Source organism: Streptomyces sp. R44 (genome assembly GCF_041053105.1).
Lineage (GTDB): Bacteria > Actinomycetota > Actinomycetes > Streptomycetales > Streptomycetaceae > Streptomyces.
The window spans coordinates 3391567-3406430 of sequence record NZ_CP163444.1 but is presented as its reverse complement, the minus strand read 5'-3'; the positions used below and the strand labels follow the sequence as shown (position 1 = coordinate 3406430).

The following is a 14864-nucleotide window of genomic DNA, read 5'->3' as shown; positions in this document are numbered from 1 at the left end:
GCCGGGCGCTACTTCACCGCGCCCGCCATCACCCCGGACGCGAACTGCCGCTGGAACGCGAAGAACACCACCAGCGGCACCACCATCGACACGAACGCCCCCGGCGCGAGCACGTCCACGTTGTTGCCGAACTGGCGCACCTGCTGCTGCAGCGCCACCGTGATCGGCGGGGACTGCGAGTCCGCGAAGATCAGCGCGATCAGCATGTCGTTCCACACCCACAGGAACTGGAAGATCCCCAGCGAGGCGATCGCCGGACCGCCGAGCGGCAGCACCACCCGGGTGAAGAGACGGATCTCGCCCGCCCCGTCGAGCCGCGCCGCCTCCAGCAGCTCGCGCGGGATCTCCGCGAAGAAGTTCCGCAGCAGGAAGATCGCGAACGGCAGGCCGAAGGCCGTGTGGAAGAGGACCACCCCGGCCGTCGTCTCGAAGAGCCCCACCGCGCCGAACAGCTTCGACACCGGCACCAGGGCCACCTGCACCGGGACCACGAGGAGCGCCACCACGCCCAGGAACCACCAGTCCCGGCCCGGGAACTCCAGCCACGCGAAGGCGTAACCGGCGAGAGAGCCGATGAGCAGGACGAGGAGGGTGGCCGGGACGGTGATCAGGACGGTGGAGACGAGCGAGCCGGTGATCGTGTCGTTCGCGAGGAGCCGGCCGTAGTTCTCGGTGGTCAGCTGGGCCGGGGCCGTGAACACCTGCCACCAGCCGCTCGCCGCGATGTCGGAGGGCGAGCGGAGCGAGGAGAGCAGCAGCCCGACCGTCGGCAGCAGCCAGAACAGGCCGGTGAGGAGCAGGAAGACCCGGACGGCTCCCCCCGTCACGCGCGCCGAGGCCCTTGCCGCGAAGCCCTTCATCTGCGGGACTCCCTTCGGATGCGGCGGATGTTGACCACCATCACCGGCAGCACCAGCAGGAGCAGCACGACGGAGATCGCCGAGCCGACCCCGAGATCCGCGTCCGTGCCGAAGGACGAGCGGTACAGCTGGAGCGCCAGCACGTTCGCGTCGTCCTGCGCCGAGCCCGGCGCGATGACGAAGACCAGGTCGAAGACCTTGAGCACGTTGATCATCAGGGTGACCAGGACGACCACGAGGACGGGGGCCAGGAGCGGCACCGTGATCCGGCGGAACACCTGCCACTCGTTCGCCCCGTCCACCCGCGCCGCCTCCAGGAGTTCGCGCGGTACGGCCGCGAGCCCGGCGCCGATCAGGACCATCGCGAACCCGGCCCACATCCACACGTACGCCCCGATGACGGCCGGCGTGACGAGCGAGGGGCCCAGCCACTCCACGCCGTTGTACTGCTCCCGGAAGTTGCTCGCGGGCAGACGCAGTACGGCTCCGTCGGCGCGGTCGGCGGGCAGGGTGAAGCTGCCGTCGGCCGCCGCCGTGGCCGTGGCGACCACCTTCCCGTCCCTTACGGCCTCGATCCGCAGCCCCTTCAGGCCCAGCTCCCTCGGGTCGACCACGTTCGGCTTCCCGCCGCCGCCCCGGGTGAAGTCCAGCCAGGCCGTTCCGCTGATCTCCGCGCCGGAGCCGGTGGGCGCGTGCGCCGGGCGGGCGTCCTGCGGCATCTGCGCCGGAGCCACCCCGACCAGGGGGAGCAGGACGGGCACCCCGGCCCGTACCGGCGTCTTCGTCTCGTACGCGCCCTCGCCGGCCGCCTTCAGCGGGTGCACCGGCAGCGGCCGGGCCCTCGGGAAGCCGGAGGACTCGGCGAAGGTGTCGTGGACCCCGACCCAGACGGCGTTGGCCACCCCGCGGTCCGGGTCCTGCTCGTAGACGAGCCGGAAGATGATCCCCGCGGCCAGCATCGAGATCGCCATCGGCATGAAGACGACCAGCTTGAACGCCGTCCCCCAGCGGACGCGTTCGGTGAGCACGGCGAAGACCAGACCGAGCGCGGTGGCCACCGCCGGGGCCACGAGCAGCCAGATCAGGTTGTTGCGGACGGCGGTGCGGAGCGAGTCGTCGGTGACGAGCGCCAGGTAGTTGTCGAGGCCGACGAAGGACGAGTCCGAGCGGTCGAAGAGCGACCGCCGGACGGAGTACCCGATCGGGTAGACGACGAGCGCGCCGAGGAGGAGCAGGGCGGGCAGCAGGAAACCCGCCGCCACGACCCTGCTCCTGGGCCTGGTCCCTGTGGCCGGCATGTCGGCCTCAGCCCTTGTAGGCCTTCGCCGCGTCCGCCTCCAGGCGTGCCTGCGTCCCGGCGATGTCCTTCGGGTTCTTCAGGAAGTCCTGGAGCGCCTTCCACTCGCCCTTGCCCGGCGTCCCGCCGAAGGACTGCGGCATCTGGTCCGACATGTCGAAGCGGAAGTCGTCACCGGCGCCGATGAGCGCCTTGGCGATCTCGCGCTGGACGTCGTTCGGGTACGCCGCCGGGTCCAGGTTCTTGTTGGGGGAGAGGAACCCGCCCTCGGCCGCCCAGATCTTCGCCGCGTCCGGGGAGGCCAGGAAGGCGAGCAGCGCCTGCGCGCCCTTGGTGTCCTTCAGGGCCACGGCCGCGTCGCCGGCCGTCACCACCGGGACCGTGCCGGCGTCGCCGACCTTCGGGAACGGGAAGACCTTCGCGTCCTTCCCGATCTCCGCCTTGGTCTGGGCGATGTTGACGGCCGCGAAGTCGCCCTCGAAGACCATCGCCCCCTTGGGCTGGTCGCCGCCCGTGAAGGTCTGGGTGACCGAGGCCGGGTACTCCGTCTGCAGGGCGCCGGACGACCCGCCCGCGATCAGCGACGGCTTGCCGAAGAGTTCGGCGAGGGTCTTCAGGGCGGCGGCGACGGACGGGTCCGTCCACTTGATCTCGTGCTTCGCCAGCTGGTCGTACTTGGCCGGTCCCGCCTGCGAGAGGTAGACGTTCTCGAACCAGTCGGTGAGGGTCCAGCCGTCCGCGCCGCCGACCGAGACCGGGGTCACGCCGGAGGCCGAGATCGTCTCGGCGGTGGCGAGGAAGTCCTTCCAGGTCTTCGGCTCGGAGGCGCCCGCGTTCTCGAAGACGCCGGTGTTGTACCAGACCAGCGACTTGTTGGCGGCCTTGAAGTACACCCCGTACTGGGTGCCGTCCACCGCGCCGAGCTCCTGCCAGCCGCGCGAGTAGTTCGCCGCCAGCTGCGCCTTGGCGTCCGGGCCGACCGGCTTCAGCCACTTCTGGGCGGCGGCCTGCTGGATCGCGCCCACCTGCGGGAGCATCGCCACGTCGGGCGGCGAACCGCCGGCGATCTTCGTGCCGAGGAAGTTCACGATCGGGTCCTGCGCGGGCACGAAGGTGACGGTCGCACCGGTGCGCTTCTCGAACTCCTTCAGGACCTTGGTGAAGTTCTCCTGCTCGGGGCCCGTCCAGACGGCGGCGACCTCGATCTTCTCGCCCTTGAGGGAGAGTTCGCGGTCCGGCGCGGGCTGTGGGTCCTTCGCGCTCTCGCCGCCGCAGCCCGCGAGGGCCAGGGTGGCGAGCGCCGTCAACGTCACTGCGGCCTTGTGTGGACGAAGAGTTGTACGCATCGCTGCCCCGTCTCTCCCGTGCGCTTCGCTGTCCGTCCGACAGGTCTACGCCGGGCCGCGGGGCCCCGCAATACCGCCTTCCGCGTCCCGTGCGGTCACGTGTGCGATCGTGACGCCCTTGTGACGTGCCGTCAGCCGTGCGTGGCCGGGGCGAGCGGGGGCACGGGCGTCGCCTCGACCGAACGCGCGGCCCGGTCCAGCGCGCTCGCCAGGAGGGCCAGGTCCGTCGGTCCGTTGCCCAGCTCGCGGACCGGGCGACGGGTCGGCGGGTCGCCCATCCGCTCCCACTCCAGCGGGACGACCGTCGGGCGCAGCGTCGCCGTCCGGGGGATCCGGCCCGTGACGCGGCCCGCCTGGAAGGGGGTCACCCGGCCGTCCGGATGCCCGAGGCGGCCCCGCCCGGCCACCGGCACGTCCGGGCCCGCCGCCACCGGGGGCGCGTCGAGCACGATCCGCAGCCGGGCCCCGTGGGCCAGCTCCGTGTCGGCGGTCCGGTCCGGGCGCGCCGACGTCGCGACGAGGTGCACCCCGAGCCGCGCACCGTTCCGCGCGACCGCCTCCAGGGCCCGCACGACGGAACCGGCCGCCGGCCGGCCCGGAGCGCCCAGCGCGGGCGCGACCAGGGCGTCGAAGTCGTCGACGAGCACGACGAGCCGCGGCAACGCCCGCGCGGGCACCTGCTCGCCCGCCGCGGGCCGCGGAATCCGCCCGCCGGCGTCTTCGGAGGCGGGGTGGGGGATCCGGCCGCCGGCGCGGGCGGTTCCGTCGTCGGCGCCGGGGTGGGGGACGCGGCCGCCGGCGCGGCCGGTCACGTCGTCCGTGCTCGGGTACGGGACGCGGCCGCTCGACCGGCCCGTCACGTCGTCCGCCCCCGCCGCGCGCGGGACACGGCCGCTCGGGTGGTCCGAGAGGTCTCCGTCGCCGGTGCGGAGGGTGCGGCTGCTCGGGCGGTCGTCGAGGGCCCCGGCGTCCCGCCGTGGCAGCCGCCCGCTGGGCGTGTCGCCGAGGAACGCGTCCCCGCCGGACCGCGCCCGCGTGCCGGCCCGCTCGTCGAGGGACCCGTCCCCGGCCCGGGGGACGCGCCCGCTGGACCGGTCGGTCAGCTCACCCGTACGAGGGACGCGGCCGCTCGGGCGGTCGGCGAGATCGCCGGAACGGGAGACCCGCCCGCTCGGGTGATCCGTGAGATCACCGGCACCCGGGTACGGCATGCGTCCGCTGGAGCGGCCGGTGACGTCGTCGGCGCCGGGGTGCGGGACGCGGCCGCTGGTGCGGCTGTTGAGGTCGTCCGCGCCCGGGTACGGCATGCGGCCGCTGGTGCGGCTGTTGAGGTCGTCCGCGCCCGGGTACGGGGCCCGGCCGCTCGTTCGGGTCTGTACGTCGTCCGCCCCCGTGCGCGAGGACCGGTCGTCGGTGGTGGTGCGGAGGGTGCGGCCGCTCGGATGGCCGGTGAGGTCTCCCGTGCCCGGGTACGGGACCCGGCCGCTCCCGCGGCCCTGCACGTCGTCCGCGCCCGGGTACGGGGCCCGGGCGTTCGGCAGCGCGCCGATCGTGCCGTCGCCCGTGCGGAGCGTGCGGCCGCTCGGGCGGTCCGTCAGGTCGCCGGCCTCCGGGACGCGAGCCGTCGCGCGGGCGCCCTGCGGTACGGATTCCGCCGCGCTCGGGGCGCGCTGGGCGATCAGCCGGTCGGCGGCGCGCGCCACCCCCCGGCGGTCGGCGAAGTGGGCGTCGCCCAGGAGCTCCGCCCTGCGCTTCAGCTCGGCGCCCAGCGCCTGCGCGAACTCCCGCATCCGTACCGGGTCCGAGGCCACCAGGTGCTCGGTGACGTGCGGCAGCTCCGTACAGACCGCGAGGCCCTCGCCGCGCTCCCCGCCCGCGCCGTCCACGAGGACCAGGCCCAGCCGGTCCGGGCGGCCGCCCGCCGCGAGGGAGGCGGCGATCGAGCGGAGCAGCTCCGTGCGCCCGCTGCCCGCCGGGCCCTCGATCAGCAGGTGCGGACCCTCCGCCGTGAGGTCCACGGACAGCGGGCCGCGCGGGCCCGCGCCCAGGACCGCCGTGCCGTCCCCCGCCGAGGCCCAGCGGGCCATCAGGGAGGCGGGGGTGGCCCGGGCGAGCCCGAGCTCGTCGAGGAGCCGGGACGACGGGGGCAGCGCAGCGGCCCGGGCGCCCGGCGCCGCCGCCGTCTCGGGGCGCAGCGGGGCGAGGGCCCGGCCGAACCGCTCGGCCCAGGCGACGGAGACCGCGTCGACGACGCCGACGGTGCCGTGGCCCGCGAGCCGCCCGCCGGAGGTCCGGAGCAGCCGCAGCGCCGTCGCCACGTCGCCGCTGAGGAGCGCGGCGGCCCCGCACTCGCGGAAGGCCAGGGAAGCGGCGCACGCGGCCTCGTACGTGGCGGCCACCGGCGAGTCCGGCGTGGCGGCGGGCGCCTCGGCGAGGCACAGCAGGTGGATGCCGGCCGCCGCGCCGACGCCCGCGAGGCGCGCGACCGTCTCGCGCAGGGCCGCCGAACCGGGGTCGCCGTCGACGATCACGACCGTCGTGGGGCCGTCGTGGCGGGCCGCGGCCTCGGCGACCGACGCGCGGTCGGCGCTGGGCCAGCCGGGGCCGAGCGGGCCGTCGTCGAGCCGCCGGGTCAGCTCGGCCGTACGGGCCTGGGCCTGCTCGCGGTCGTACGCCAGGAGCAGCCGGCAGTCCTGGCCGTGGGCCGGCCGGACGTGCGGGAGCCAGCCGAGCCAGCCCCAGGCGCGGCGGCGCGCCTCCAGGGGCCGGTTCCGGTCGGCGCTGATGAGCACGATCTCCAGGTCGGAGGGGGAGTGCAGGGCGGCGAGCTGGGCCACGACCGAGCGCGCGAGCCCGGCGAGCCGGTCGCCGGGGCCGGCCAGGCCGAGGGATCCGGCCTCGCGGAGGCCGACGGTGACGGGCACGCCGGAGAGTTCGGCGCGGTCGGTGGTGCCGAGCCGGACCACCAGGGACTCGGGGTGGCCCTGGGGCCGCTCCCAGAGCCGGGAGCCCGGGCCGAGGGCGGTGAGCAGGACGGTGGCCGGGTCGGGCCAGGTGTCCGCGCCCGGTACGGGGCCGGGGGCGCCGCCCCGCGCGCCGGGGGCGGTCCGGGTGTGGGTGTGCGTGTCCGGCGAGGAGTGGGTGGCGTGGGCGTCGGTGACCGGGGGCTCCTCGCGGCCGCCCGCGAGGCGCCGGGCCCAGGCGCCGAGCCCGCGCTTGCCGCCGGCGCGCGCGGACGCGTCGCCGGGGGCCGTGGGCGTCTCGCCCCGGTCCCGGGTCCTGCCGTGCGGCTCGCCGCCGTCGTGGGGGGAGATGCCGGGGTCCCCCGCGTGCGCGTGGCCCCCGTCGTAGACCTCGCCGTACGCGATGCCGCGCGCCCCGCCGTGGGTGGCGTCGTCCGCCGGTCCCACCGGGTCGGGCCGGTCCGGCAGCTCCGTCGCGTGCGCGACGCGCAGGTGGCCCTCGCCGTCCGGGGCCGTCGCCACCGCCTCCGTGGCCTCGGTGGTACCGCCGGGGCCCGTCAGGCGGAGGGCGGACTCGCCGAGGCGCAGCAGCGCGCCCGGACGGAGCGGGACCGGGCGGTCGCCGACGGGCACGCCGTCGAGCGTCGTCCCGTTCGTGGAGCCGTGGTCGGCGACCGTGACCCGGCCGTCCTCGCCGACGGTCACCGTGCAGTGGGAACGGGAGACGTCGGGGTCGTCGAGCGGCACGTCGGCGTCGACGGAACGGCCGATTCTGATCGGTCCGCCGTGCAGCAGGTGCACTCCGCCCGCGTCGGGGCCCGCGACCACGTGCAGCCGGGCCGCGGCCGTCTCGTCGGCCCGGTCGTCCGGTCCCGGGACCTGGAGGGAGAGGACCGCGCCGTCGACCAGCGGGGGTTCGCCGAGCACGCAGCGCCGGTTGTCGAGCCGCTCCGCGCCCGCGTAGAGCACGGTGGTGCCCGAGGCGGAGGTCTCGGGGCCGGTGACGGCGGCGGCGAGGTTCGAGGCCACGGCGGCGAGGGCCGTCCCGGCGGGGGCCGTGACGAGCACGTCGCAGGCGCGCCCGGCGCCGTGGCCGGCGTACGGCGCGAGGACGGTCAGCCGGATCTGCATCGCCGTCAGCGGTCCCTTCTGCGCGAGATGGCCCGGCAGGAGGGAACCGCCCTGTGTCTCCCCCCACCCGGCACGGACGCGTCGCCCGGTACAGGTCGGCACGGCGCGGGGGCTCCCGACCCCGTCGATGCGACGTGCTGTAGGCATCCTCGCACCTGCCACCGACAACACGCCCGCGGGTCGGCCACAAGTGATCTTGAATGGTCGGCCGTGGACGAGAAATAGCCTGGTTGGGCATGCCTTCGGAGCATGCGTGGCAACCGTCGACCGCTGTGGAGCGTCTTCTTCCGGACAAGTTCGGGACGAGTTCCGTTCGCTCGGGCCCCCCGGCGGGGCTCGGACACGGCGTCGGAATCGGCCTGTGGACGACCGGCCTGCGACCCGTTCGGCGGCACTAAAGTGGGCCGGACACCCGGACGGGGACACAACAGAGGACAGGGACCCCGGGGACAGCTCAGGAACCACCCCAGGACCACGATCAGCAGGGAGCGCGTGACGTGCGGCCTATCGGCAGCAAGTACCTGCTCGAGGAGCCGCTCGGCCGCGGCGCCACGGGCACCGTCTGGCGAGCCCGCCAGCGGGAGACGGCGGGCGCCGAGGCGGCCGTGCCCGGCCAGCCCGGCGAGACCGTCGCGATCAAGGTCCTCAAGGAGGAGCTGGCCAACGACGCGGACATCGTGATGCGCTTCCTGCGCGAGCGGTCCGTACTGCTCCGGCTGACCCATCCGAACATCGTGCGCACCCGCGACCTGGTCGTCGAGGGTGATGTCCTCGCCCTCGTCATGGACCTCGTCGAGGGCCCCGACCTGCACCGGTACATCCGGGAGAGCGGCCCGCTCACCCCGGTCGCCGCCGCACTCCTCACGGCCCAGATCGCCGACGCGCTCGCCGCCAGCCACGCCGACGGCGTCGTCCACCGCGACCTCAAGCCGGCCAACGTGCTGCTCGCCGAGCAGGGCGGCCAGATGCACCCGATGCTGACCGACTTCGGCATCGCGCGCCTCGCGGACTCCCCGGGCCTCACCCGCACCCACGAGTTCGTCGGCACGCCCGCGTACGTGGCGCCGGAGTCCGCCGAGGGCCGCCCGCAGACCTCCGCCGTCGACATCTACGGCGCGGGCATCCTCCTCTACGAGCTGGTCACCGGCCGGCCCCCGTTCGCGGGCGGCACCGCCCTGGAGGTCCTCCACCGGCACCTCAGCGAGGAGCCGCGCCGGCCCTCGACCGTGCCCGGACCGCTGTGGACGGTCATAGAGCGCTGCCTCAGCAAGAACCCGGACCTGCGGCCGAGCGCCGTGAACCTGGCCCGGGGCCTGCGCGCGGTCGCCGCCGGCATCGGCGTGCACGCCACGCCCGCCCAGATCGAGGCCGCGGAGGGCGTCGGCGCGCTCCTCGCCCCCGACCCCGCGCCCGCCCCGGTCCCGGGGACCCCGGAGGCGTCGGCCCCGGGCGCCGCCGACCCCACCCAGGTGCTGCCCACCGGTGCCGCGGCCGCCGGCATGCCCCCGCAGTACGACCCCGCCGCCGCGACCAGCGTCATGCCGACCGGTGGACCGGCGGGCGCCGCCGACCCGACGGCCGTCATGCCTCCCGTACCGCAGAATCCGCCGGCCGAGGAGCCGCACCCCTGGCAGAGCCAGCTGCGGCAGGTCCGCGACCGCAACGAGCAGACCCAGGTGCAGTACCTGGACCCGAGCGACGACCCGCTGCGCCGCCGCCCGCAGCGCCAGCCGCAGCAGCCCCCGCAGGACGCCCGGCCCGGCCCGTACGGTCAGCAGCAGCACGGACAGCAGCCGCAGCCGTACCAGCAGCGCCCCGCCCAGCAGCGGCCGCCGCAGCCGCAGCCGTACCAGCCGCAGCCGCAGCAGTACGCACCCCCGCCCCCGCCGCAGCAGTACGCAGCGCCCCAGCAGCAGTACCAGCCGCCCCAGCCGCCGCCCCAGGCCCCCGCGCCCCGCGAGCCGCGCCCGCCGCGCCAGCGCAGCGCCAACCCGGTGCACATCCCCGGTCTCGGCTGCCTCAAGGGCTGCCTGATCATGATCGTCCTGTTCGTGGTCGCCGGCTGGCTCGTCTGGGAGCTCACCCCGCTCCAGGACTGGGTCGCCCAGGGCAAGGGCTACTGGGAGGCCATCGGCGACGGCATCTCGACCGTCACCGACTGGATCTCCTCCATCGGCGAGGCCACCGGTTCCGGGGGTGCTACCGGCGGTACGGGGCAGTAACGCTGCCGATTTGTCGACTTCCGAGGGGTGATTTCCCCTCGGAGGTCGAGACCGGCGGCCGTGGACGCGTAGCTTTGTCGAGAACCGCAGCCGCTGAGGGAGCAGTCTTGGCACGGAACATCGGCAGCCGCTACACCGCCCACCAGATCCTCGGGCGGGGCAGCGCCGGAACGGTGTGGCTCGGCGAGGGACCCGAAGGGCCCGTCGCCGTCAAACTCCTGCGCGAGGACCTGGCCTCCGACCAGGAGCTCGTCGGCCGCTTCGTCCAGGAGAGAACCGCCCTGCTCGGACTCGACCACCCCCGGGTGGTCAAGGTCCGCGACCTCGTCGTCGACGGCACGGACCTGGCCCTCGTCATGGACCTCGTCCGCGGCACCGACCTGCGCACCCGGCTCGACCGCGAGCGGCGCCTCGCGCCCGAGGCCGCCGTCGCGATCGTCAAGGACGTCGCCGAGGCCCTCGCCGCCGCGCACGCGGCCGGCGTCGTCCACCGGGACGTCAAGCCGGAGAACATCCTGCTCGACATGGAGGGCCCGCTCGGCCCCGGCGGCGCCCACCCCGCCCTCCTCACCGACTTCGGCGTCGCCAAGCTGATCGACACCCCCGGCCGCACCAAGGCCACCCGGATCATCGGCACCCCCGACTACCTCGCCCCCGAGATCGTCGAGGGCCTCCCGCCGCGCGCCGCCGTCGACATCTACGCCCTCGCGACCGTCCTGTACGAGCTGCTCGCCGGCTTCACCCCGTTCGGCGGCGGCCACCCCGGCGCGGTCCTGCGCCGCCACGTCACCGAGACGGTCGTCCCGCTGCCCGGCATCCCCGAGGAGCTCTGGCAGCTGATCGTCCAGTGCCTCGCCAAGGCCCCGGCCTCCCGGCTGCGCGCCTCCGAGCTCGCCACCCGCCTGGGCGACGTCCTGCCGCTGCTCAAGGGCATCCCGCCGCTCGACGTCGACGAGCCGGACGCGGAGCCGGCCCCGGAGCCGTACGAGGAGGACACGTACACCACCGGTACGGGCACGGGCGAGCCCGGCCCGCGCCGCGCCGCCGTCCCGCTCGTCCCCGGCGCCTCCGCCGACTCCAACCGCGACACCCACACCTCCATGCGCGTCCCGGCCCCCGACGAGCTCTCCGGCGGCCCCCTCGGCACCGCCCGTGCCCCGCGCCCCGCCGGGGCCCGGCGGCCGGGCTCGGCCCGCCACAAGGCGGGCGCGGTCCGCAAGAGACGGATCACCCTCGCCGTCGCGGCGGTCGTGGTCGCCGGCGCGCTCGGCGCGGGCGGCTACCTGGCGTCCTCCGGGGACGCGGAGGCCCCGCCGCAGGACTCCAAGCAGTCCTCCCTGCCGTAGTACCGGCGGCGAGCCGTTACGCTGGACGCGTGGCAGTCGTCGATGTATCCGAAGAGCTGAAGTCCCTCTCCTCGACCATGGGGTCGATCGAGGCCGTCCTGGACCTCGAGAAGCTGAGGGCCGACATCGCCGTGCTCGAAGAGCAGGCCGCGGCCCCGTCCCTGTGGGACGACCCGGAGGCGGCGCAGAAGATCACGAGCAAGCTTTCGCACCTCCAGGCCGAGGTCCGCAAGGCCGAGACCCTGCGCGGCCGGATCGACGACCTCGCGGTGCTCTTCGAGCTCGCCGAGGAGATGGACGACCCGGACACCCTCGCCGAGGCCGAGACGGAGCTGACCTCCGTCCGCAAGGCCCTCGACGAGATGGAGGTCCGTACCCTCCTCTCCGGCGAGTACGACGAGCGCGAGGCCCTGGTCAACATCCGCGCCGAGGCCGGCGGCGTCGACGCCTCCGACTTCGCCGAGCGGCTCCAGCGCATGTACCTGCGCTGGGCGGAGCGCCACGGCTACGCGACGGAGATCTACGAGACCTCGTACGCGGAAGAGGCGGGCATCAAGTCCACCACCTTCGTGGTGAAGGCCCCGTACGCCTACGGCACGCTCTCCGTCGAGCAGGGCACCCACCGGCTCGTCCGCATCTCGCCCTTCGACAACCAGGGCCGCCGCCAGACGTCCTTCGCCGGCGTCGAGATCCTCCCCGTCGTCGAGTCCTCGGACCACGTCGAGATCGAGGAGTCGGACCTGCGCGTCGACGTGTACCGCGCCTCGGGCCCCGGCGGCCAGGGCGTCAACACGACCGACTCGGCCGTGCGCATCACGCACCTCCCGACCGGCATCGTCGTCTCCTGCCAGAACGAGCGCTCCCAGATCCAGAACAAGGCGAGCGCCATGAACGTCCTCCAGGCCAAGCTCCTGGAGCGCCAGCGCCAGGAGGAGCGGGCCAAGATGGACGCCCTCAAGGACAGCGGCAGCTCCTGGGGCAACCAGATGCGTTCGTACGTGCTCCACCCGTACCAGATGGTCAAGGACCTCCGTACGGAGTTCGAGGTCGGCAACCCGCAGTCCGTCCTGGACGGCGAGATCGACGGCTTCCTGGAGGCGGGCATCCGCTGGCGCAAGCAGCAGGACAAGTAGTCCCCTCGTTCGTACGGCACTGGGCCCCGCACCTTTTCGGCGCGGGGCCCAGTGCCGTTCCGCGACCCCCGCGCGTTCGCTGACGCAAGCGGAACGGAGGCCGTCGGGGCGCTTTGTCGACAAGGGAACTGCCGTCGTCGGGCCCGGAGTTCCGGGTTTACGTCACAGTTGCATCGTCGCATCTCGGTCACCTGGTGATCTTTCGGGCATCGCACGCGCAACGACCTTGACGCTTCATCGGAAACTCGGAAGGGTGGCGTACTGGCATGCGCTTTTCTGGGACGCGTGTGAACGGGGGCAGGTCCAGTCGTGACGCACCCCTGCTGCGCGGGGCCACGAGCGCTGCCCCATGACGAGATGAGCTACTGGGGGTAGCAGCCAGATGACCAACAAGACGCGAGTCCGCCTGGTGCGGGTCGCGGCCAGTGCCGTGATCATCGCCGGTGCGTCCCTGACGGCGGCCGGTGCCGCGCAGGCCGTCGGCGGATTCGGAACAGAGCAGACCCAGGACGCGGGCCTCGGTGTCCAGGACGCCCTGGACAACGAGGAGGAGACCGCCGCTGTGATCGGCGGCGGGATCTCCGGCGGCGCCGCTGCGGCGGCCGCGTCGACGACCTCGGGCGACCCGTCGTCCTCGACGACGACGACCTCGGGCGACCCGTCCTCTTCGACGACGACGACCTCGGGTGACCCGTCCTCTTCGACGACGACCACCTCGGGTGACCCGTCGTCCTCGACGACGACCACCTCGGGTGACCCGTCCTCTTCGACGACGACCACCTCGGGTGACCCGTCGTCCTCGACGACGACCACCTCGGGTGACCCGTCCTCTTCGACGACGACCACCTCGGGTGACCCGTCGTCCTCGACGACGACGACTTCGGGCGACCCGTCCTCCTCGTCGTCCTCGTCCTCGTCGTCCTCCTCGTCGTCGACGTCGGGCCAGCCGTCGTCCTCGTCGTCGTCGACCTCGGGCCAGCCGTCGTCCTCGTCCTCGTCGACGTCGGGCGACCCGTCCTCGGCCTCCTCGTCGTCGTCCTCGTCGTCCTCGTCCTCGTCGACGTCGAGCACGGGCTCCACCACCAGTGGCAGCTCGACCACCGACGGTGGCGCCGGCACCTGCACCGTCGACCTCGACGGCGCCGAGTGCGTGGACACCCCGAACAACACCGACACCGACCAGGCCGGCTCGCAGCCCGTCCAGCAGGGTCAGGCCAAGGAGGAGCTCGCCGAGACCGGTGCGGCCGAGACCTCGTTCCTGATCATCGGTGCCGCCACGATGATCGCCGGCGGCATCGGCTTCCGGATGCTGCCGCGCCTCGTCGGCGGCGGTCGCGCCGCCGTCTGAGGCACCCGCGCGGGCGCGTAGACGCATGACAAAGGGCCGGGGAGCGAGCTCCCCGGCCCTTTCGCGTGGTTCCGGCTCGTGTGGGCTTCGTACGCCCTCGGGTCAGGCCGCCTGGACCGCGGCGAGCAGTGCGATCGCCGCCAGCAGCGCGATCGCCAGCGTCAGCAGCATCGCGGGCGAAAGACCCTGAGGGGTCAGACGCTCCCGGTTCGCGCGGCAGACGGGGCAGCGGCCCTCGGCGACCGGGGCCGCGCAGTTGGCGCACACCAGTCGGTCGTAGGTCATGCGCTCTCCTCCTCCCGCACTGGGGTACACACCAGGACAACGCCCGGAGGGATCCGGACGTTCCCCCTACCACTGTGCCAGCTCCGCGGCGTTTCGGCGCGCCCCGTCCGATTGCCCGCCTTCCGTCCGTAAGGGCGAAAAGGATAAACGTCGCAAGCCAGGACCGCGACTGCGCGGGCCATCCCCGGTCGCGTAAGGTCACGCACACCTACTCCCGGCCGACCGTGGTGCATCCGTGATCCGATTCGACAACGTCTCCAAGTCCTATCCGAAGCAGAGCCGCCCCGCGCTCCGGGATGTCTCCCTGGAGATCGAGAAGGGGGAGTTCGTCTTCCTCGTCGGTTCCTCCGGCTCCGGAAAGTCGACTTTCCTGCGACTGCTCCTGCGTGAGGAGCGCGCCAGCCAGGGCCAGGTGCACGTCCTCGGCAAGGACCTGGCCCGGCTCTCCAACTGGAAGGTGCCGCAGATGCGGCGCCAGCTGGGCACCGTCTTCCAGGACTTCCGCCTGCTGCCCAACAAGACCGTCGCCGAGAACGTGGCCTTCGCCCAGGAGGTCATCGGCAAGCCGCGCGGCGAGATCCGCAAGGCCGTGCCGCAGGTGCTCGACCTGGTCGGACTCGGCGGCAAGGAGGACCGGATGCCGGGCGAGCTCTCCGGCGGTGAGCAGCAGCGCGTCGCCATCGCCCGGGCCTTCGTCAACCGGCCGATGCTGCTGATCGCCGACGAGCCCACCGGCAACCTCGACCCGCAGACCTCCGTCGGCATCATGAAGCTGCTCGACCGCATCAACAGGACAGGGACCACCGTCGTCATGGCGACCCACGACCAGAACATCGTCGACCAGATGCGCAAGCGCGTCATCGAGCTCGAAAAGGGCCGCCTCGTCCGCGACCAGGCGCGCGGCGTCTACGGCTACCAGCACTGACGGCGGGG

General features: G+C 74.0%; 11 protein-coding genes. 5 read left to right on the top strand and 6 right to left on the bottom strand.

Annotation, left to right across the window (positions count from 1 at the left end; translation table 11 throughout):
* Positions 1 to 8: 8 nt before the first annotated feature.
* From AB5J54_RS15685 to AB5J54_RS15670, 4 genes are all read right to left on the bottom strand, one after another.
* Complete coding sequence (locus AB5J54_RS15685) at positions 9 to 860, bottom strand: carbohydrate ABC transporter permease (protein ID WP_369144531.1); 852 nt, start codon at positions 858 to 860, stop codon at positions 9 to 11.
* Complete coding sequence (locus tag AB5J54_RS15680; protein WP_369144530.1) at positions 857 to 2158, bottom strand: carbohydrate ABC transporter permease; 1302 nt, start codon at positions 2156 to 2158, stop codon at positions 857 to 859. Before AB5J54_RS15680 ends, AB5J54_RS15685 begins: the two co-directional genes overlap by 4 nt.
* Before the next feature lie 7 nt (positions 2159 to 2165).
* Complete coding sequence (locus AB5J54_RS15675) at positions 2166 to 3503, bottom strand: ABC transporter substrate-binding protein (RefSeq protein ID WP_369144529.1); 1338 nt, start codon at positions 3501 to 3503, stop codon at positions 2166 to 2168.
* Positions 3504 to 3634: 131 nt separating this feature from the next.
* A complete protein-coding gene (locus AB5J54_RS15670) occupies positions 3635 to 7597 on the bottom strand; it encodes an FHA domain-containing protein (protein WP_369149342.1) in 3963 nt (1320 codons plus the stop codon).
* A gap of 497 nt (positions 7598 to 8094) precedes the next feature.
* Here AB5J54_RS15670 and AB5J54_RS15665 point away from each other — a divergent pair, with 497 nt between their 5' ends.
* The 3 genes from AB5J54_RS15665 to prfB all read left to right on the top strand — a co-directional run bounded on the left by AB5J54_RS15665 (position 8095) and on the right by prfB (position 12298).
* The gene (locus AB5J54_RS15665; RefSeq protein ID WP_369144528.1) at positions 8095 to 9819 is read left to right on the top strand and encodes a protein kinase; all 1725 of its coding nucleotides are present in this window, start codon (positions 8095 to 8097) and stop codon (positions 9817 to 9819) included.
* 107 nt (positions 9820 to 9926) lie between these two features.
* Entirely contained in the window at positions 9927 to 11165 is a 1239-nt protein-coding gene (locus AB5J54_RS15660; RefSeq protein ID WP_369144527.1) for a serine/threonine-protein kinase, read from the top strand.
* A gap of 29 nt (positions 11166 to 11194) precedes the next feature.
* Positions 11195 to 12298 carry a peptide chain release factor 2 gene (gene prfB, locus AB5J54_RS15655; protein ID WP_365224777.1) on the top strand — a complete coding sequence of 368 codons (1104 nt, stop codon included), beginning with the start codon at positions 11195 to 11197 and terminating at the stop codon, positions 12296 to 12298.
* A 234-nt stretch (positions 12299 to 12532) separates the two neighbouring features.
* On the opposite strand, the gene AB5J54_RS15650 is transcribed toward prfB, so the two are convergent.
* Positions 12533 to 13417, bottom strand: coding sequence for a hypothetical protein (locus AB5J54_RS15650; protein ID WP_369144526.1), 885 nt, complete (start codon positions 13415 to 13417; stop codon positions 12533 to 12535).
* Between the two features lie 31 nt (positions 13418 to 13448).
* Here AB5J54_RS15650 and AB5J54_RS15645 point away from each other — a divergent pair, with 31 nt between their 5' ends.
* Entirely contained in the window at positions 13449 to 13646 is a 198-nt protein-coding gene (locus tag AB5J54_RS15645; protein WP_369144525.1) for an LPXTG cell wall anchor domain-containing protein, read from the top strand.
* 102 nt (positions 13647 to 13748) lie between these two features.
* Here the strand turns inward: AB5J54_RS15645 and AB5J54_RS15640 are convergent, their stop codons facing one another.
* Entirely contained in the window at positions 13749 to 13931 is a 183-nt protein-coding gene (locus AB5J54_RS15640; RefSeq protein WP_041129480.1) for a hypothetical protein, read from the bottom strand.
* A gap of 235 nt (positions 13932 to 14166) precedes the next feature.
* On the opposite strand from AB5J54_RS15640, the gene ftsE reads away from it, so the two are divergent.
* Positions 14167 to 14856, top strand: a complete 690-nt coding sequence (gene ftsE, locus AB5J54_RS15635) for a cell division ATP-binding protein FtsE (RefSeq protein ID WP_030692056.1) — start codon at positions 14167 to 14169, stop codon at positions 14854 to 14856.
* Positions 14857 to 14864: the final 8 nt, after the last annotated feature.